The organism is Bradyrhizobium sp. Mp19, assembly GCF_029952935.1.
Lineage (GTDB): Bacteria > Pseudomonadota > Alphaproteobacteria > Rhizobiales > Xanthobacteraceae > Bradyrhizobium > Bradyrhizobium elkanii.
This window is the reverse complement of the sequence record NZ_JASAUT010000078.1, coordinates 1-18,409: the sequence shown is the minus strand read 5'-3', so window position 1 is coordinate 18,409 and position 18,409 is coordinate 1. Positions and strand designations below refer to the sequence as shown.

The 18,409-nt window shown below is 66.1% G+C and carries 14 protein-coding genes; 9 read left to right on the top strand and 5 right to left on the bottom strand.

Annotation, left to right across the window (positions count from 1 at the left end; genetic code table 11):
• The first annotated feature begins 329 nt into the window (after nucleotides 1-329).
• The 8 genes from dnaA (at nucleotide 330) to QJT82_RS40920 (ending at nucleotide 11,189) form a co-directional block, all read left to right on the top strand.
• Nucleotides 330-1,760, top strand: coding sequence for a chromosomal replication initiator protein DnaA (dnaA, locus tag QJT82_RS40955; RefSeq protein ID WP_028341396.1), 1,431 nt, complete (start codon nucleotides 330-332; stop codon nucleotides 1,758-1,760).
• Nucleotides 1,761-2,024: 264 nt separating this feature from the next.
• A complete protein-coding gene (gene dnaN, locus QJT82_RS40950; protein WP_016842669.1) occupies nucleotides 2,025-3,143 on the top strand; it encodes a DNA polymerase III subunit beta in 1,119 nt (372 codons plus the stop codon).
• 78 nt (nucleotides 3,144-3,221) lie between these two features.
• Nucleotides 3,222-3,587 (top strand): DUF559 domain-containing protein, encoded by a 366-nt coding sequence (locus tag QJT82_RS40945; RefSeq protein WP_028341395.1) that lies wholly within the window; start codon nucleotides 3,222-3,224, stop codon nucleotides 3,585-3,587.
• A gap of 73 nt (nucleotides 3,588-3,660) precedes the next feature.
• Nucleotides 3,661-4,797: a DNA replication/repair protein RecF gene (gene recF, locus QJT82_RS40940; protein ID WP_028341394.1), complete on the top strand. Its 1,137-nt coding sequence runs from the start codon at nucleotides 3,661-3,663 to the stop codon at nucleotides 4,795-4,797.
• Nucleotides 4,798-5,286: 489 nt separating this feature from the next.
• Nucleotides 5,287-7,722: a DNA topoisomerase (ATP-hydrolyzing) subunit B gene (gene gyrB, locus QJT82_RS40935; RefSeq protein ID WP_028341393.1), complete on the top strand. Its 2,436-nt coding sequence runs from the start codon at nucleotides 5,287-5,289 to the stop codon at nucleotides 7,720-7,722.
• Between the two features lie 165 nt (nucleotides 7,723-7,887).
• Nucleotides 7,888-9,180: a UDP-N-acetylglucosamine 1-carboxyvinyltransferase gene (gene murA, locus QJT82_RS40930; RefSeq protein WP_028341392.1), complete on the top strand. Its 1,293-nt coding sequence runs from the start codon at nucleotides 7,888-7,890 to the stop codon at nucleotides 9,178-9,180.
• Nucleotides 9,181-9,321: 141 nt separating this feature from the next.
• Complete coding sequence (locus QJT82_RS40925; protein ID WP_028341391.1) at nucleotides 9,322-10,719, top strand: MATE family efflux transporter; 1,398 nt, start codon at nucleotides 9,322-9,324, stop codon at nucleotides 10,717-10,719.
• Nucleotides 10,716-11,189, top strand: a complete 474-nt coding sequence (locus QJT82_RS40920) for a DUF2867 domain-containing protein (protein WP_028341390.1) — start codon at nucleotides 10,716-10,718, stop codon at nucleotides 11,187-11,189. The genes QJT82_RS40925 and QJT82_RS40920 overlap by 4 nt, the downstream gene beginning before the upstream one ends.
• A 13-nt stretch (nucleotides 11,190-11,202) precedes the next feature.
• Here QJT82_RS40920 and QJT82_RS40915 read toward each other — a convergent pair whose 3' ends face one another.
• The gene (locus QJT82_RS40915; protein WP_028341389.1) at nucleotides 11,203-12,342 is read right to left on the bottom strand and encodes an FUSC family protein; all 1,140 of its coding nucleotides are present in this window, start codon (nucleotides 12,340-12,342) and stop codon (nucleotides 11,203-11,205) included.
• A gap of 162 nt (nucleotides 12,343-12,504) precedes the next feature.
• Between QJT82_RS40915 and QJT82_RS40910 the strand changes: the two genes are divergently transcribed.
• Nucleotides 12,505-13,875 (top strand): MmgE/PrpD family protein, encoded by a 1,371-nt coding sequence (locus tag QJT82_RS40910; RefSeq protein WP_028341388.1) that lies wholly within the window; start codon nucleotides 12,505-12,507, stop codon nucleotides 13,873-13,875.
• A 393-nt stretch (nucleotides 13,876-14,268) separates the two neighbouring features.
• On the opposite strand, the gene QJT82_RS40905 is transcribed toward QJT82_RS40910, so the two are convergent.
• From QJT82_RS40905 to QJT82_RS40890, 4 genes are all read right to left on the bottom strand, one after another.
• Nucleotides 14,269-14,559 (bottom strand): DUF1330 domain-containing protein, encoded by a 291-nt coding sequence (locus tag QJT82_RS40905; RefSeq protein WP_028341387.1) that lies wholly within the window; start codon nucleotides 14,557-14,559, stop codon nucleotides 14,269-14,271.
• Nucleotides 14,560-14,686: 127 nt separating this feature from the next.
• On the bottom strand, nucleotides 14,687-16,114 hold the full coding sequence (locus tag QJT82_RS40900; protein ID WP_028341386.1) for a serine hydrolase: 1,428 nt from the start codon (nucleotides 16,112-16,114) through the stop codon (nucleotides 14,687-14,689).
• A gap of 391 nt (nucleotides 16,115-16,505) precedes the next feature.
• Entirely contained in the window at nucleotides 16,506-17,579 is a 1,074-nt protein-coding gene (locus tag QJT82_RS40895) for a helix-turn-helix domain-containing protein (RefSeq protein WP_035631789.1), read from the bottom strand.
• 31 nt (nucleotides 17,580-17,610) lie between these two features.
• The gene (locus QJT82_RS40890) at nucleotides 17,611-18,186 is read right to left on the bottom strand and encodes a GNAT family N-acetyltransferase (protein ID WP_080686778.1); all 576 of its coding nucleotides are present in this window, start codon (nucleotides 18,184-18,186) and stop codon (nucleotides 17,611-17,613) included.
• Nucleotides 18,187-18,409: the final 223 nt, after the last annotated feature.

The following is an 18,409-nucleotide window of genomic DNA, read 5'->3' as shown; positions in this document are numbered from 1 at the left end:
TTGCCGCGATACGTCGCGGCGGGAGGGGGAGGACTTATGCCTTACGGTATCATCACTGCAGTCGAACCAACGACAGCCGAAGCGCAAATTTCCAGTGGTGCCGTAATCGACCCCTCGGACGTCAGTTCCTACCCGCAGCGTCCATCGAGTACGCGCTGACCTCGCGGGGCGCATCTTCTCCAAACAGCTGATCTGTCGGGTGGCGCATGGTCGCCGCACGGGAGAGCTATGTCCGGAGCAGACCGCGCCCGCTAGAGGTCGCGCCGTGGCAGCAAACCTGTGCGGCGCTTTCGCAACGAATATCTCTCAGACTTGGAAGTACGAAGGCAATGACGAACACGGAACAGGATCGCTGGTCGCGGGTGAAGGGACGTCTGCGGACGAGCGTTGGCGAGGACGTTTACACGAGCTGGTTCGCACGGATGGATCTGGAGAGCGTGCACGACGAGAGCGTGCACCTGTCGGTTCCGACCCGGTTCCTCAAGAGCTGGATCCAGGCGCATTACGCCGATCGCGTGCTGTCCTGCTGGCAGGCCGAGATGCCGGAAGTGCACAAGATCGACCTTACCGTCCGCTCCGCGATCCGTGCGACGGCTCCGGTGAAGGAAACGGCTGCGCCCGTCGAAGTGCGCCGCATCGAGCGCACCGACGGCCGCCCTGCGCCCGAATTGCGCTCGTTTGCAACTGCGCCGGTGTCGGCAAGCCATGACGCGCTCGGCGGCTCGCCGCTCGATCCGCGCCTGACCTTTGCCAGCTTCGTCGTCGGCCGGTCCAACACGCTGGCTCATGCGGCGGCCCGCCAGGTCGCGGAAGGTCGCCGCGGCGACCCCGTGATGTTCAACCCGCTCTACATTCATGCCGGCGTCGGTCTCGGCAAGACGCACCTGCTGCAGGCGGTGACCTGGTCCGGCAATTCCGGCGGCGAGCGCAAGGTGCTGTATCTCACCGCCGAGAAGTTCATGTACGGCTTCGTCGCGGCGCTGAAGACGCAGACGGCGCTGGCCTTCAAGGAGGCGCTGCGCGGCATCGACGTGCTGGTCATCGACGATCTGCAGTTCCTGCAAGGCAAGTCGACGCAGGCCGAGTTCTGCCACACGCTGAACGCGCTGATCGATGCCGGCCGCCAGGTCGTGATCGCGGCCGACCGTCCGCCGTCGGATCTGGAAAGCCTCGACGACCGCGTGCGCTCGCGGCTCGCGGGCGGCCTCGTGGTCGAGATGGGCTCGCTCGGCGAGGAGCTGCGGCTCGGCATCCTGAAGTCGCGCGTCGCCGCGGCCCGCGTCCACCATGCAAGCTTCGACGTGCCGGAGGAAGTGCTCGACTATCTGGCGCGCACCATCACCCATAACGGCCGCGACCTTGAAGGCGCGATCAATCGCCTGCTGGCGCACTCCAAGCTCAACAACCAGCCGGTGACGCTGGAGATGGCCGAGCGCGAGGTGCGCGACCTGATCCGCCCGCAGGAGCCGAAGCGGATCAAGATCGAGGACATCCAGCGCGTGGTCGCCCGGCAGTACAATGTCAGCCGCTCCGACTTGCTGTCGTCCCGCCGCACCGCCAATGTGGTGCGCCCCCGCCAGGTCGCGATGTATCTGGCGAAGACGCTGACCTTGCGCTCGCTGCCGGAGATCGGCCGGCGCTTCGGCGGCCGCGACCACACCACGGTGTTGCACGCCGTGCGCAAGATTGAGGCACTGGTCGCCAAGGACACGGCGCTGTCGGAGGAAGTCGAATCGCTGAAGCGCCAGCTGCAGGAATAGGGCCGCTTCATCCGGCCGGCTCGTTCCATCGCCCTCCCCTTGCCAAAGGGGAGGGCTAAACTTTTTTCCGACCCAAAACGTGGGGAACGGGGCTCGTTTCGAGCCCGTATCCCTTGCACCGGCCGCCCATCCGCGCCACCTTGCGGTCCCCCCGTGGGTTTGATCAAATCCGGTATTGATCCGGCTTTTCGGGTTTCCAATGCCGCGGTGCTGCCCTGAACGGCCGCCCGGCTTTTCCATCTGAGGGATCTGGCGGGTATTGCAATGAAGGTCACCGTCGAGCGCGCGCAACTCCTGAAATCGCTGGGTCACGTTCACCGCGTGGTCGAGCGCCGCAACACCATCCCGATCCTCGGCAACGTGTTGATCCGCGCCGAGGGCGCCAAATTGTCGCTGAAGGCGACCGACCTCGACCTCGAGGTGACGGAGACCTTGGCCGCCGAGACCGGAACTGCGGGCTCGACCACGGTGCCCGCGCACATGTTCTACGACATCGTCCGCAAGCTGCCCGACGGCTCGCAGATCGTGCTGGAAGCCGACGGCGACCGCTCGGTGCTCGCGGTGCGTGCCGGCCGCTCGCGCTTCACGCTGCAAACCCTGCCCGAGAGCGACTTCCCGGGCCTTGCCGCCGGCGACATGACGCATTCGTTCTCGCTGCCGGCCTCCGATATCAAGCGCCTGATCGACCGCACCCAGTTCGCGATCTCGACCGAAGAGACCCGCTACTACCTCAACGGCATCTATCTGCACGCGGCCGGCAACGCCAAGGCCGCGACCCTGCGCGGGGTTGCGACCGACGGCCACCGCCTGGCCCAGATCGACCTCGCGCTGCCCAAGGGCGCAACCGGCATGCCCGGCGTGATCGTCCCGCGCAAGACGGTCGGCGAAGTACAGCGGCTGATCGAGGGCGACGACGCCGAGATCTCGATCGAGCTGTCGGACGGCAAGATCCGCTTCACGCTCGGCAATGTGGTGCTGACCTCGAAGCTGATCGACGGCACCTTCCCTGACTACGGCCGCGTCATTCCGCAGAACAACGACAAGGAACTCGTCGTCGACAAGAAGGATTTCGAGGCCGCCGTCGACCGTGTCTCGACGATTTCCAGCGAACGCGGCCGCGCGGTGAAGCTCGCGCTGTCCGCGGGCAAGCTGGTGCTCTCGGTCACCAACCCGGATTCCGGCAGCGCCACCGAAGAGCTCGAGGTCGAGTACGCCTCCGACGCGCTCGATATCGGCTTCAACTCGCGCTATCTGCTCGACATCGCCGCCCAGATCGAGGGCGAGGTCGCGGTGCTGAAGCTCGCCGATCCCGGCTCGCCGACCCTGGTGCAGGACCGCGACAGCAAGGGCGCACTCTACGTGCTGATGCCGATGCGGGTGTGATGACCCTCTCCGCACGCGCAACTGCACCCTCTCCCCTTGTGGGAGAGGGTGGCGCCGAAGGCGCCGGGTGAGGGGTTGGTGCCGCGAACGCCGCACCATCGACCGACCGATGAACGCCTCCGCACTTTCGCAAAGAAGATGCGCCGAGAGCCGACTGACGCGGAAGCGAAGATGTGGCGCCTGCTGCGCGATCGGCGCCTGTCGCACTTGAAATTTCGAAGGCAGGTTCCATTTCGCAATTACATTCTCGACTTCGCGTGCTTTGAGAAGCGCCTCGCCATCGAGATCGACGGCGGTCAGCACGCTTCGTCGCCGCATGATGCATCCAGGGCTGACGCGCTTACGGCGGAAGGCTTTCAGGTCTTGCGCTACTGGAACAATGACGTCTTGCGGACGCCCGGGGCAGTGCTGGAAGACATTGTCGCCAAGCTTGCCGAGCTGTGAGATACCCCTCACCCGTCGCCTCACTTCGTGAGGCGCCACCCTCTCCCACAGGGGGAGAGGGGAAGGAAGAGAGATGACCCCGTCCCGCATTCATCGCCTGTCGCTGACGCATTTCCGCAATTACCGGACGGCGACGCTGCAGGTCGCCGGCGACATGGTGGTGCTGGTCGGGCCGAACGGCGCCGGCAAGACCAATTGCATGGAAGCGGTCTCGTTCCTGTCGCCGGGCCGCGGCCTGCGCCGCGCGACGCTGGAGGACATCGCCGACAATCAGGGTGACGGCTCCTGGGCGGTGTCGGCCGAAGTCGAGGGCGCGCTCGGCCTCGCCACGCTCGGCACCGGTATCGATCCGCCGACCGGTGACGCCGGCAGCACAAGGCGCTGCCGCATCGACCGCGAACCGGTGGGTTCCGCGACCGCTTTCGGCGATCATTTGCGCATCGTGTGGCTGACGCCGGCGATGGACGGCCTGTTCATGGGCGCCGCCTCGGAACGGCGGCGCTTCTTCGATCGCCTGGTGCTGGCGATCGATTCCGAGCATTCCAGCCGCGTCTCCGCGCTGGAGCGCTCGCTGCGCTCGCGCAACCGGCTGCTCGAGGTGCGCAACTATGACGACCATTGGTGTGACGCGATCGAGCGCGAGACCGCGGAGCTTGCGGTCGCGGTCGCCGCGTCGCGCGGCCAGACCGCCGCCAAGCTCGCCGTGATGCTGCGCGAGCGCGGCGCCGCCTCGGCCTTCCCCTCCGCCGAGATCATGCTCGACGGCTGGATGGAGAACGCGCTGCTACAGGAGCCCGCAACCGCAGTGGAGGACCGCTACCGCGAGATCCTGCGCGCCGGCCGGCCGCGCGATGCCGCCGCCGGCCGCACGCTGGACGGCCCGCATCTGACCGATCTGCAGGTGATCTACGCGCCGAAGAACATGCCGGCGCGTGACGCCTCGACCGGCGAGCAGAAGGCGCTCTTGATCGGGCTGGTGCTGGCGCACGCCACGATGGTCGCGGAGATGACCGGCATCGCACCGCTGCTGCTGCTCGACGAGGTCGTCGCCCATCTCGATCCGAACCGCCGCAAGGCGCTGTTCGACGAGCTCGCCAAGCTCGGCGCGCAGGTCTGGATGACCGGCGCCGATCCCGCGGCGTTCGTCGACATCGGCCCTCGGGGGGAGATTTTCGACGTCGAATCCGGCCGCGCCACGCGGCGCGGCTAATTGGCTAGTCTAGGGCAATCTGAAGAGACGGCGCCGTCGCAGAGCGCATTGCCAAAATATCGAAAACAACCCCATGCAAAGTAGCCAGCGGCGGCCGGCGTTCGACCAAGCAGCTTGACACGTCGGGCAACTCAGGAACATTATTCTAATATTCCGAAATTGCGCCAGCATCCCTCGCCCCCCGGTTCGCCCATGCCCAGCGGGGAGAAGCGAACCTCCGAAGCCGCTCCAATTCAGCCTGTTCTCATCATGTTTCTGGCGGCGCAGAATCGGCCTCGATGAGGGCTCCGAATCCGCCACCGAATCGGGCTTTTCAGAGCCCTCGGAATCCGCCTTTGAAGACCTTGAAAAAGGCCTAAAAAATCCCATCTATTCAATAGTTTGTAGATGGAGACTTTGCGCTAGGCGCAACCCCTCTTTCATGGCACAAATAGCGGAATCAGCGCCTCATTTTGTGCAGCTGATTCGGGACATCCTCGAAGGCCTCACATGACTGAACCTGCCCGGCAGACCCCTGCCGAATCTGAGCATCCCATTCCGGCTGAATATGGTGCGGAATCGATCCGGGTGCTGAAGGGCCTCGACGCCGTCCGCAAGCGCCCCGGCATGTATATCGGCGACACCGACGACGGTTCCGGCCTGCACCACATGGTCTACGAGGTCGTCGACAATGCGATCGACGAGGCGCTGGCGGGCCATGCCAGCCGCGTCCTGGTCACCCTCAACGCCGACAATTCCGTCACCGTGTACGACGACGGACGCGGCATTCCGGTCGGCATCCACAAGGAAGAGGGCGTCTCGGCAGCCGAGGTCATCATGACCCAGCTGCACGCCGGCGGAAAATTCGACCAGAACTCCTACAAGGTCTCCGGCGGTCTGCACGGCGTCGGCGTCTCCGTGGTCAACGCGCTGTCCAGCAAGCTCGCGCTGCGGATCTGGCGCGACGACAAGGAGCACTACATCGAATTCGCGCACGGCGACGCCGTGGCGCCGCTCAAGGTGGTCGGCGATGCCCCGGGCAAGCGCGGCACCGAGGTCACCTTCCTCGCCTCGACCGAGACCTTCAAGAACATCGAATATGATTTCGCGACGCTCGAGCACCGATTGCGCGAGCTCGCCTTCCTCAATTCCGGCGTCCACATCGTGCTGTCCGACATGCGTCACGCGGTCGAGAAGCGCGAGGAGATGCACTATTCCGGCGGTGTCGAGGAATTCGTCAAATATCTCGACCGCAACAAGAAGGCGATCGTGCCGGCACCGATCATGGTGCGCTCGGAAGCCAACGGCATCGGCGTCGAGGCGGCGCTGTGGTGGAACGACAGCTACCACGAGAACGTGCTGTGCTTCACCAACAACATCCCGCAGCGCGACGGCGGCACCCATCTGGCCGGCTTCCGCGGCGCGCTGACGCGCCAGGTCAACGGCTATGCCGACGCCAATGCGAAGAAGGAAAAGATCGCGCTGACCGGCGACGATTGCCGCGAGGGCCTCACCGCGGTGCTGTCGGTGAAGGTGCCCGATCCGAAATTCTCGTCGCAGACCAAGGACAAGCTGGTGTCCTCGGAGGTTCGGCCGGTGGTCGAGAACGTCCTGAACGAAGCGCTCGCCGCCTGGTTCGAGGAGAATCCGAAGGAAGCCAAGGAGATCGTCGGCAAGGTGATCCAGGCCGCCGCGGCCCGCGAAGCTGCGCGCAAGGCCCGCGAGCTGACCCGCAAGAATCCACTCAGCGTCTCCTCGCTGCCCGGCAAGCTCGCCGACTGCCAGGAGAAGGACCCCGCCAAATCCGAACTGTTCATCGTCGAGGGCGACTCGGCAGGCGGCAGCGCCAAGCAGGGCCGCAACCGTGAATTCCAGGCGGTGCTGCCGCTGCGCGGCAAGATCCTGAATGTCGAGCGCGTCCGTCCCGACAAGATGCTGTCCTCCGAGCAGATCGGCACGCTGATCACCGCGCTCGGCACCGGCATCAGCGACGATTTCTCGGTCGACAAGCTGCGCTATCACAAGATCATCGTAATGACCGACGCCGACGTCGACGGCGCCCATATCCGTACGCTGCTGCTGACCTTCTTCTATCGTCAGATGCGCTCGATCATCGATGGCGGCTATCTCTATATCGCCCAGCCGCCGCTCTATAAGGTCTCGCGCGGCAAGTCGGAGCAATACCTGAAGGACGAGCGCGCCCTCGAGGACTATCTGATCTCGACCGGGCTCGACGAATGCGTCTTCAAGCCGGCCTCCGGCGACGACCGCTCGGGCCGTGATCTGCTGTCGCTGGTCGAAGACGCACGGGTCATCCGCTCGGTGCTGCGCAACCTGCACAGCCGCTATAATCGCGCCGTCATCGAGCAGGCCGCGATCGCGGGCGTGCTCAATCCCAGGATCACGAGCGATATCGCCACCGCCAATTCGGCGGCCGAATACATCGCCAAGCGGCTGGACGCCGTGGCCGAAGAGGTCGAGCGCGGCTGGATCGGCACCTTCACGGAAGGCCAGGGGTTCCAGTTCGAGCGCACCGTGCGCGGGGTCAGGGAATTCGCCGTGATCGACGACGCCTTCCTCGGCTCGGCCGACGCCCGCAAGCTCGATGAATACGCGACCGAACTGCAGGAGATCTACGTGCGCGCGGGCAAGCTGCGGCGCAAGGATGCCGAGCAGATCATCCACGGCCCGATCGACCTGTTCGAGGCCGTGACCGACGCCGCCCGCAAGGGCATCTCGCTGCAGCGCTACAAAGGTCTCGGCGAGATGAACCCGGAGCAGCTCTGGGAAACCACGCTGGACACCGAGGCGCGCTCGCTGCTGCAGGTGAAGATCAAGGAGGTCGACGAGGCCGACGATATCTTCACCAAGCTGATGGGCGACGTGGTCGAGCCGCGCCGCGAGTTCATCCAGGACAATTCGCTCAGCGCCACCATCGACATCTAGGGTTCTGCGCACGGCCGGGCGTGCGTGCGCTTCTCGGCGCCGGCGCGGCACTACCTTTCGTGTGGAAGCTGCGCCGGAAGTTGTGTTACGGTGCCGGACGGCCATTGATTCCGTTGTGGAATTTCCAATGGCCCAGTCTGAATGATGCGTTAGGGGACAATCCGCGTGCCGCCGATCCAATACATCGTCGAAGGCGGCCGCCGCCTTTCGGGCACCATCGAGCCGTCGGGCAACAAGAACTCCGCGCTGCCGATCATCGCCGCGGCACTGCTCACCGAGCACCCGGTCACGCTGACCAACGTGCCGCGCATCCGCGACACCGAAACGCTGGTCGAATTGTGCCGCTCGGTCGGCGCCACCGCCGAATGGACCGAGCGCAACACGCTGCAGATTCATGCCAAGGAGATCCGCGCCGCCGATCTCGATCCGGCGCTGTGCGCGCGCATCCGCGCCTCGATCCTGCTCGCCGGCCCGCTGCTGGCCCGCTGCGGCGAGGTCGCGCTGCCGCCGCCCGGCGGCGACGTGATCGGCCGCCGCCGGCTCGACACGCACTTCCTGGCCTTCGAGCAGCTCGGCGCAACCGTCACCGCGACGCACCGGCTCGAATTCCGCGCCACGCGGCTGAAGGGCGCCGACGTGTTCCTCGACGAGCCCAGCGTCACCGCGACGGAGAACGCGCTGGTCGCCGCCGTCGCCGCCCGCGGCACCACCTATCTGCGCAACGCGGCCTCCGAGCCGCATGTGCAGGACCTCGCCAATTTCCTGATCGCGCTCGGCGCCAGGATCGAAGGCGTCGGCACCAACACCATCATCGTGCACGGGCCGGCGACGCTCGGCAGCACGACTTTCGCGATCCAGCCCGACCATATCGAGGTCGGATCGCTGATCGGGCTTGCCGCAGTGACCCGCTCGCCGCTGCGCATCGCGCGCGCCGGCGTCGAGCATCTGCGCTCGATCCGGATGGGCTTTGAGCGACTCGGCATCGTCTGCGGCGTCGAGGGCGACGACCTCGTCGTACCGTCCGGCCAGACCATGAAGATCCAGGACGATTTCGGCGGCCATGTGCCGAAGCTCGAGGATCAGCCTTGGCCGGCCTTCCCGGCCGACCTGATGTCGATCGCGATCGTCACCGCGACGCAGTGCGACGGCGTCATCCTGATGCACGAGAAGATGTTCGAATCCCGGATGTTCTTCGTCGACAACCTGATCGCGATGGGTGGCCGCATCGTGCTGTGCGACCCGCACCGCGCGATCGTCGCCGGCCCCAGCCGGCTGCGCGGCGCGCCGATGAACTCGCCCGACATCCGGGCCGGTATGGCGATGCTGCTGGCGGCGGTGTGTGCCGAAGGCACCTCCACCATCAACAACGCCGACCAGATCGAGCGCGGCTATGAGCGGATCGATGAGCGGCTCAACGCCCTCGGCGCCAAGATCAAGCGGATTCCCGCGCGATCGTGATCCGGGCACGATCCGGAAAAGTGTAAAGCGGTCTTCCGGTCTCAATCGACAATCTGGGACGCGACGACCTCTGCGTGAGATCGTCGCGTTTGCGCAACTTGGCCATCCTTCCGGCCGGTTTGCCGTGCTAAGCGTGCCGTCATGACCTGCATCGACAAGATCGACCCGGCCGCGCCGAACGCGGCCGTTGTCGTCCCTCGCAACCTGCTCACGGCCGAGCTCGCGGAAACGCTGAAGCTCGCGGTGCCGCTCGCGCTGACGCAGCTCGGTCAGATCGCAATGATGACGACCGATCTCGCCTTCATCGGCCGGCTCGGCAGCGAAAACGTCGCCGCCGCGGCGCTGGCGCACACCGTGTATTTCGTCAGCTTCACCATCGGCATGGGCATGATGTCGGCGGTCTCGCCCCTGGCCGCGCAGGCGTTCGGCGCGCGCAACCCGCGCTTGATGCGGCGCGCGCTCCGCGTCGGCCTGTGGGCCGGCTTCTTCATGGTGCTGCCGCTGATGGCGCTGCCGTTCCAGGGCGAGCGCATCCTGCTCGCGCTCGGCCAGACCCAGGCCACCGCGCATCAGGCGCAGCAATATCTGTTCGGGCTCGCCTGGGGCATCTTGCCGGCGCTGTGGTTCATCGCGCTCCGCGGCTTCATGAGCGCGGTGAACCGGCCGGAGCCGGTGCTGTGGATCACGCTTGCGGCGATCCCGGCCAATGCGCTGATGGTCTACCTGTTGCTGTACGGCAAATGGGGCATGCCCGAACTCGGCATGTTCGGCGCCGGGCTTGCGACCACGATCGTCAATCTCGGCACCTTCCTCGCCGGCGTGTGGTTCGCGGCGCGCCGGCACCCGTTCCGCAAATATCATGTCTTCAGCCGCGTCTGGCGCATCGACTGGCCGCTGATGGGCAAGCTGGTCGCCGTCGGCGCGCCGATCTCGATCGCCTTCCTGCTGGAATACGGCCTGTTCGGCGCGGCCGGACTGCTGATGGGGCTGATCAGCACCACGGCGCTGGCCGCCCACCAGATCGCGCTGCAGATCGCGGCGATCCTGTTCATGGTGCCGTTCGGCGTCAGCATGGCCGCTACCGTGCGGGTCGGCCAGGCCGTCGGCCGCCGCGATACCGACGCGGTGCAGCGCGCGGGCTTTGTCGCGGTCGCATTGTCCGGCGTCTTCATGAGCGTCATGACGCTCGCGGTGATCCTGGCGCGCTTCGAGATCGCGGCGCTGTTCCTCGGCGAGGCCTCCGACACCACCGCGCAGCTCACCGCGGCGCTGCTGTTGATCGGGGCGACCTTCTTCATCGCCGACGGCATCCAGACCACCACCGCGGGCGCGCTGCGCGGCATGAACGACACCCAGGTGCCGCTGCTGTTCGCCGTCATCAGCTATTGGCTGATCGGCTTCGCGTCGGCCTCCGCGCTCGCCTTCTGGGCGAAGCTCGACGCCGCCGGTGTCTGGATCGGGCTGTCGCTCGGGACGGCGGTCTATGCGACCCTCCTTGTCTTGCGTTTCCGCCTGCTGGCACGCAGACTGGGCAAATGAGGGTCGACGAAGTCACACCGAACGTGGACTCCGCCGCGCTGCTCGCCGGCGCGCAGTTCATCGATGCGTTCCGGATCGCCACTGCGCGTCCGGACCTCGACGCGCGCCACGCCGCCGAAGCGATGGTGACGCGCCAGCCGCGCTGGTTCGAATGGCTGGTCGCCTTTCGCAATCTCCTGGTCGCGCCGCTCGGCCTGAAGACGTCAGGCGCAACTGAGGGCGTGGCGCGCGACATGATCGGGATCTTTCCGGTGGTCAGCGAAACGCCGGAGCGGCTGGTTGCGGGCTTCAACGACAAGCATCTCGACTTCCGGCTCGTCGTCGACGTCGCGCCCGCAGGGCCCGCGCGCAGCATCACCGCGACCACGCTGGTGCTCACCCATAACTGGCTCGGGCGGGCCTATCTTACGGTGATCATGCCGTTCCACCGCCTGATCGTGCCCGCGATGCTGCGCAAGGCCGTAGACTGAGCCCTGCTCCATCTTAAGCCGCGCTCTTCTCCGGCGTGTCGGCGACGATCTTCTCGGAGCCGTCGGCGTTGGTGCACCAATTGCCGTGGCAGCGCTTGAGGTCGTTGAGATTCTGCCGCATCTGGTCGAGCGAGAAGCCGAGCGCGTAGAAGCGCTCGGCGGCATCGACCGGCAGGCCGCGGATCAGGCCATCCCTGCGGACCGCGGCGACCTCCTCGCTATAGGCATGCAGCGCGGCATCGACCGGCGCCATGTCGGCCGGGCCGCTGCCGGCGCGCAAGGCGGTCGCGACCGCCACCATGTAAGTCACGATCGCCTTGCTGACGTCGGCCAATGGCCGCGCCAGCCTCGCCTGAATATCCGTCGGCAGCGGCACCACACAGGCGCGCCCGATCATCACGACGTCGTGCCGCAGCCGCTGGATGGTCCGCAGCAACGGACCGGTGTCCGGCCCCGATGACAGATGCATCGAGCGCTCGCGCTCGGCCTCGAGGCCGGTCGCGTGCAGATTGGTCACCGCGGTGCCGATGCCGTCCTGGATCCGGTGCAGCGCGTCGTTGTCGAGGCCGCGGGTCAGCCCGGCGAGCAATTCGGCGAACGCCGCCGACAGCAGCTCCAACAGCTTCGATCCATTGACCCTGATTTGGCTGACCGCGCGCGACGGCAGCACCAGGAACGAGATCAGGAGCCCGGTGAGCGCGCCGACCGTCACCTCGAGGACGCGGTCGATCGCGGAATCCAGCGGGTTGGAGTGATGCATCGTCGGCAGCAGCAGCACGATCACCGCCGTCACGGTCGCAGAGTTCAGGCTCGGATTGAGCGCGGCGATGAAGGCCAGCGGCACGATCGCCAGCACCAGCAGCGCCAGCAGGCTGCCCTCGCCGGAATGCGGGATCAGCACCGCGATCGCGCCGCCATAGACGGCGCCGCCGATGGTACCGAGCATGTAGTCGCGGCTGGCCTTCAGCGAGCGGCCGACGCTCATCTGGGTCACGATCAGCGAGGTCAGCACCGCCCAGAGCGGCAGCATCAGGTTGAGCGCCAGCGCGATGGTATAGGCCGCCACGCCGGCGGACGCGATCCGGACCGCCAGCGCCAGCTGCGTCTTGCGGGTCCAGAGCTGGTCGAACATGCGTTTTGCGAAGGTCCTCATGCACCGTGATCCGCAATCAAAGGAAAGGCCCGTGTTACATGACTTGAAGCTAACCGACCTGAAGCTAACCGATCTGGAGCATGGCAGCTGCCCGCGGCGGCAAGGTGGCTTGAAAGGCCTGACCTGCCCGCCTACCCTGCGCCGCAAAATTGAGGAAACACGATGGCCCACGAAACCGCAACGCTCGCCGCCTATGTCGCCGACCTGAAATATTCCGACATTCCGCCGGAGGTGCTGGAGCGCGCCAAGGTTTTGACGCTGGATTTCCTCGGCAGCACCATCCGCGCCCGGCGCGACGCGGAATCGACGCCCTCGCTGATGAAGATGCTGGAGGCGCTGGCGCTCGACGGCAAGGGCGAAGCCACCGTGTTCGGCGACACCAAGACCTGGACCCCGGCGGTCGCGGCGCTGCTCAACGGCGCGCTCGGCCATTCGCTCGACTTCGACGACACCCATGCCGATTCCTCGCTGCATCCGAGCGCGCCGGTGGTGCCCGCCGCGTTCGCGGTCGGCGAGATGGTCGGCGCCTCCGGCCGCGACGTGCTGACCGCGATCGTCGCCGGCTATGAAGTGTGCTGCCGGCTCGGCAACGCGCTCGACCCGACCTCGCATTACGCCCGCGGCTTCCATCCGACCGCGACAGCCGGCACCTATGGCGCCGCCGCGGCGGCGGCCAAGCTGTTCGGCCTGTCGAAGGAACAGATCATCTCCGCGTTCGGCGTCTCCGGCAGCCAGGCTGCGGGCTCGCTGCAATTTTTGGTCAACGGCGCCTGGAACAAGCGCTACCAGGTCGGCGCCGCCGCGATGAACGGCGTGATCGCCGCGACCCTGGCGCGCAACGACTTCATCGGCTCGAGCGAGTCGGTCGAAGGCAAGCACGGCCTTCTGGTCGGCTATACCGATGACGCTCATCCGGACAAGGCGGTGGCGGGCTTGGGCCACACCTATGAGACGCTGAAGATCGGCGTGAAGCCGTATCCGAGCTGCCGCTACACCCACGCCGCGATCGACGCGCTGATCGCGATGCGGCGCGAGCACAATCTCACGCCAGACCAGATCAGGAAGGTCGAGATCGGCCTGCACCGCAACGGCATCACGCTGACCGGCGATGCCGCCACCAAGCGCCACCCGACCTCGGTGGTCGGCGGCCAGTTCTCGATGTTCTTCACCGGCGCGATCGCGCTCGACCAGGGCCATTTCGGCTGGGACGATTACGATCGGCTGGGCGATGCGGCCATCGACGCGCTCGCCGACAAGTTCGACGTGGTGCAGGACGACCGGCTCGAGGTCGGCCGCACCCATCCGTTCGGCGCCCGCGTCTCGATCACGACAGATGACGGCACCCATGAGCGCCTCTATGCCGATCCCTCCGGCGAGCCGACCTCGTTCCCCGATGCCAAGGCGATGCAGCAGAAATTCCTGACCCTGGCCCGCCCGGTGCTCGACAAGCGCGCCGACCAGCTCGCCGACGCCATCCTGACCCTCGAGCGCTTCGACCGCGTGGAGAAGGCGACGCAGCTGGGGCGGCAGTAAGTCTGCACTCGTTGTTACAGCGCAGGGCTGCGCGCCACACCCACCGTCGTCGTCCCTGCGAAAGCAGGGACCCATAACCACCGCATTCGACCATGAACGGGATCGCGGCCCCCGCGTCGCGCAACAAGTCTCATTTGGGGTAATGGGTCCCGGCCTTCGCCGGGACGACAGTGGGGATGGTTCTCGATTCAAGTTGTCACACTGCGCGGTGCATCTACTGCTGTCGTCCCGGCGAAGGCCGGGACCCATAACCACCGCATTTGATGATGAACGGGATCGTGGCCCCAGCGTCGCGCAACAAGTCTCATTTGAGGTAATGGGTCCCGGCCTTCGCCGGGACGACGATGAGGATGTCAAACAGCGCGGTGTCGCGCCCCGGAATGACGGCGCGTCCTACTCCGCTCCGTCGATGATCACAAAATCCCCATCCGAGTATTTCTGCCGGATTGCCTTCGCGGCCTGATACTCCGGGCAGGTGTAGCATTCCATCGCGGTGGCGCGATCCTTGAATTCGATGACGAAGTTGCGCTGGCGCGTTGCGCCTTCCATCACCTCATAGGGGCCATTGCGCACGATGAAATTGGCGCCGTACTTCTCGAACACCGGCATCGCGGCGGCGAGATATTCGAGATAGTGCGCTTCATCGTGCACCGTGACGTGCACGATCCAGTAGGCTTTCGGCATGATGGTCTCCGGTTGACGCGTGCTTCAAGAAACTATGGCGCCTCCTCGCGAGATGCGCCACAGCATCAGAAAATTCCGGAGGCCGAGATTCAATTCACGATCGCGCGGGTGTTGTGTGACATGCCGGTCAATTGCCGCCCGCGAGCCGCGCGCTTGCAGACGTCGCTGTGACGACATCACGGACCAGATCGAACACGCCGTCCGCCTCGGTCGGCATGTTCGGCGAGCGGCCGAGCCGGACGATGACGAGGTGCTGCGACGGCACGATAATCACATACTGCCCGATCGTGCCCTTGGCGAAGAAGGCATCGCGCGGCCAGCCGTGCGCGACCCGGTAGTTGGCGCCAAAGCTGTCGCCGAGATCGGTCCAGAACCCCGCGCCGATGCCGACCCAGGCGTGCGGCGTCGGCGATGCGGAATACTTGACCCAGCCCTCAGGCAGGAGGCGCTTGCCGCCCGCCACGCCGTCATCGAGGTAGAGCTGGCCGAACCGCGCCCAGTCGCGCGCGCTCGCCATCATCGCGCCCGATCCTTCCGGCGTGCCCGCCGCATCGAACTGCATCACGACATTGCGCATGCCGAGCGGTCCGAACAGTTCCTCACGCGCGAAGCGCATCACATCAGCCGCATGCCCGCCGACGGCGTTCCGGATCAGATGCGAGAGGATCAGGTAGTTGCCGTCGTGATAGTTCCAGACCCGGCCGGGCGCGCTCTCCAGCGGAGCGCTCTCGGCGAAGGCGGCCATATCCGATTCCATGAACTTCATACGGTTGACCGGCTCGAGCACGGATGCCAGCGACGCCTGCAGAGAACTGCCGAGTGCGAGGCCCGCGGTGTGGCGCAACAGCTGATCGACCGTGATCGCGTGCCGCGGATCTTTCGGATCCTGCCAGGCCGCGATCGCTACCGGCCGATCGACCGCCAGCTTGCCGTCGCGCACCAGGATTCCGATCAGCGCCGAGATCACCGATTTGGTCGCGGAGAAACCGAGCAGCGGCGTGTCGGTGCCGACGCCCTCGGCGTAGCGCTCGGCGACGATGCGGCCGTCCTTCATCACGACGACAGCGCGGGTGTGGCGGAGCGGCGGCTCCGCCGGTTCGGCAAAGGCGCGGTCGATCGCGGCCGCAAGCTGCGGGGTTTGCGGCGCGACGAGCGCGGGGCCGGCGACCTCGGGCAGCAGCGCGGCCTGCGGCCTCAAAGGCGGCAACGCAGTCTCGCCCAGCGTCTCGCCATGGTCGAGCGTGCAGCCCATGCCCTCGCGATAGACCGCATGGCTGCGGCCGAGCCCGAACAGCGTCACGGTGACGTCCTTGCGATCGAGGTCGACCTCGGTGTCCATCGCCCAGGTGATCAGGCCGGCGCCCGGCATCGCGTCCGTGGTCTCGGTCAAGTTTCGCCTGGGGTCGAGCCCGCTGACGAAGGTCTCCGAGCAGATCACATTGGCGACAAAGCCGGTCGCGACCTCGGGCACATCGCGAGCGCGAGCGGCGGACAGCGCCAACGCACCGAACGCGGTGGTGGCGGCGAGAATGAGAAAGAGCTTTCGACGGGTCACGGGATCCTCCTGCATGGCGCGATGGGCATGGCCAGGATCAGGCCGCAGGGGGTGCGATAGCGCTCGCCGGATTTGAAAATCGGGCTGGCCGAGAATTGGCGGCGGCTGGCCGATTCTGGAATTTTATAATGATTACAACGGCTAGAATCGCGAGCTGCGTGCTTCGTGAGGAGAGCACGCCAGTCGGGCTCCCTCCCCCCTTGCGGGGGAGGGTTGGGGAGAGGGGTAGGCCCCGGGCGAGATGGTCGATAGATTCGTCGCTATCGCAGATCGCTTTCCCCCCTCGCCGAGGGAAATCTGAAAGAGCGCGTCGTGTGGTACCCCTCTCCCTAACCCTCCCCCGCAAGGGGGGAGGGAACCCTACCACGGTGCGTCCCTCACATACGCGGGGTCACGCCACACCCGCCTTCAGCCGCCGATACTCCGTCGGGGTCACGCCTGTCGTCGCCTTGAAGGCGCGGTTGAAGGGGCCGAGCGACTGGAAGCCGGCGTCCATCGCGATGGTGATGACCGAGACCTCGGCCTGCGAGGGATCGGCGAGCGCAGCCTTGGCCTCCTCGATCCGGTGGTTGTTGAGGAAGACGTTGAAATTGCGGTAGCCGAGCCGCTGGTTGATCAGCCGCCGCAGACGATACTCGGGGATCTTCAGCCGGGTCGCCAGCGTTCCGATCGTGACGTTGTCGTGGCGATAGATGCGCTCGTCCGCCATCAGCCGCATCAGGGCATCGACCAGCTTGCGGTCGGCCGCCTCCTCGGCCGCAGCCGGCTTCGTCAGCACGACGGCCTCCGCCGGCACCGTGAACAGGTCGGCGCCGTCGACGCGCATCATCGCCCAGGTGATTGCGGCCACGGTGGCGGTGAGCACGGCCGCGTTCATCAGGTTGGCCCATTCCACTGTCACGCGGCTGCCGGCATAGGCGATCTGAAGCAGCGCATTGAATCCGCCGTACAGCGCAGACGCGGCGACGATGAAGACGCGGACACGGCGGCGACGCTCGACCAGATCTGCCGACCATGATCCGATGGTTTGCGCCACCGCGAGCGCAACGAACACGAGCGTGAGCGAATTGACCATGGTGATCGCGAGCCGCGCGTGACCGGCGGGTGCAATCCACATGCAATTGACGAAGCTGTAGGCCACGACCGCGGCCCAGATCAGGCCGTGCCACCAGCGCAGCACAAACGCGTCATCGAACAGCGCGCGCGTGAACAGCCAGAACACCACGATATCGCCGGTCGAGAGCGCGATCAGTGGCGCATGCCAGTCCGAGACCGGCGGCCCGGCACCGATCGACGCGGTCACCGCATGCGCGGCCGAACCGAGCGCGAAAGCGGCCGCAAGGCGCCCGGAGAGCGCCTTGCGAAAATCAGTCAGCAGCAAGGCGGCAAGCACCAGCAGCAGCGCCACGCTGGCGCTGCGCAGGCAGAGTTCAAGTGCGGCCCAATCCGAAGCAGCCGATGTCATCGCCGAACAATCGTCGGTCGGACATGGTTTTTCAAGATGGCTCGCGCTGCCAGCGCTGGCGCGACGTCACCCAGATATCGACCTCATCGCCCTCGAGCCTGCCCGGCCCCTCGTTCACGGCACCGAGCCGCCGCGCCACGGCCTGGGATGCTGCGTTGGCCGGATCGATGCAATGGATGATGCGGTCGACCGTGAAGTTGTCGAATACCCAATCGATCGCGGCGCGCGCCGCCTCCACCGCATAGCCTTTGCCGCGGTGCTCTTTGGCAATGCCCCAGCCGACCTCGAAGCCCGGCCATTCCGGCGGAAAATACGGACCGACGCGACCGACGTAGCGGCTGGAAGACTTCTCCTCGACCGCGAACATGCCGAAACCGTGCAGCGCCCAATGGCCCGAGATGACGGCGGCATTGCGCCAGCCCTTCAGCTCCGACGTGACCGGCTGATGATCCGGCGTGATGAAGCGCGCCGTCTCGGGATCGGATAGCATTTTCGTGTTCTCAGCGACATCGGATGCACGCCACGGCCGCAGGATGAGCCGCGCGGTCTCGATCACGGGACCGTCGACCCGCAGCAGTCTTGCGCCTGGCTTGATCAGAGAAACCATCGGCACCTCCGGTTTCCAAGATTATGCTGTTATCACGCGCGCGCACGCGCCAGAAGTATGTCGTCGTCCCTGCGAAAGCAGGGACCCATAACCACAAGGCTTTGTTGTTAGGCGAAGCCATGGCCACAGCCTGCTCAATCACCGCGCCCTGTGGTTATGGGTCCCTGTGTCTTGGAAGTCTGTCAGGATGAGGGTGGGCGGGAAGCCGTTGGGTCCTTGGCGC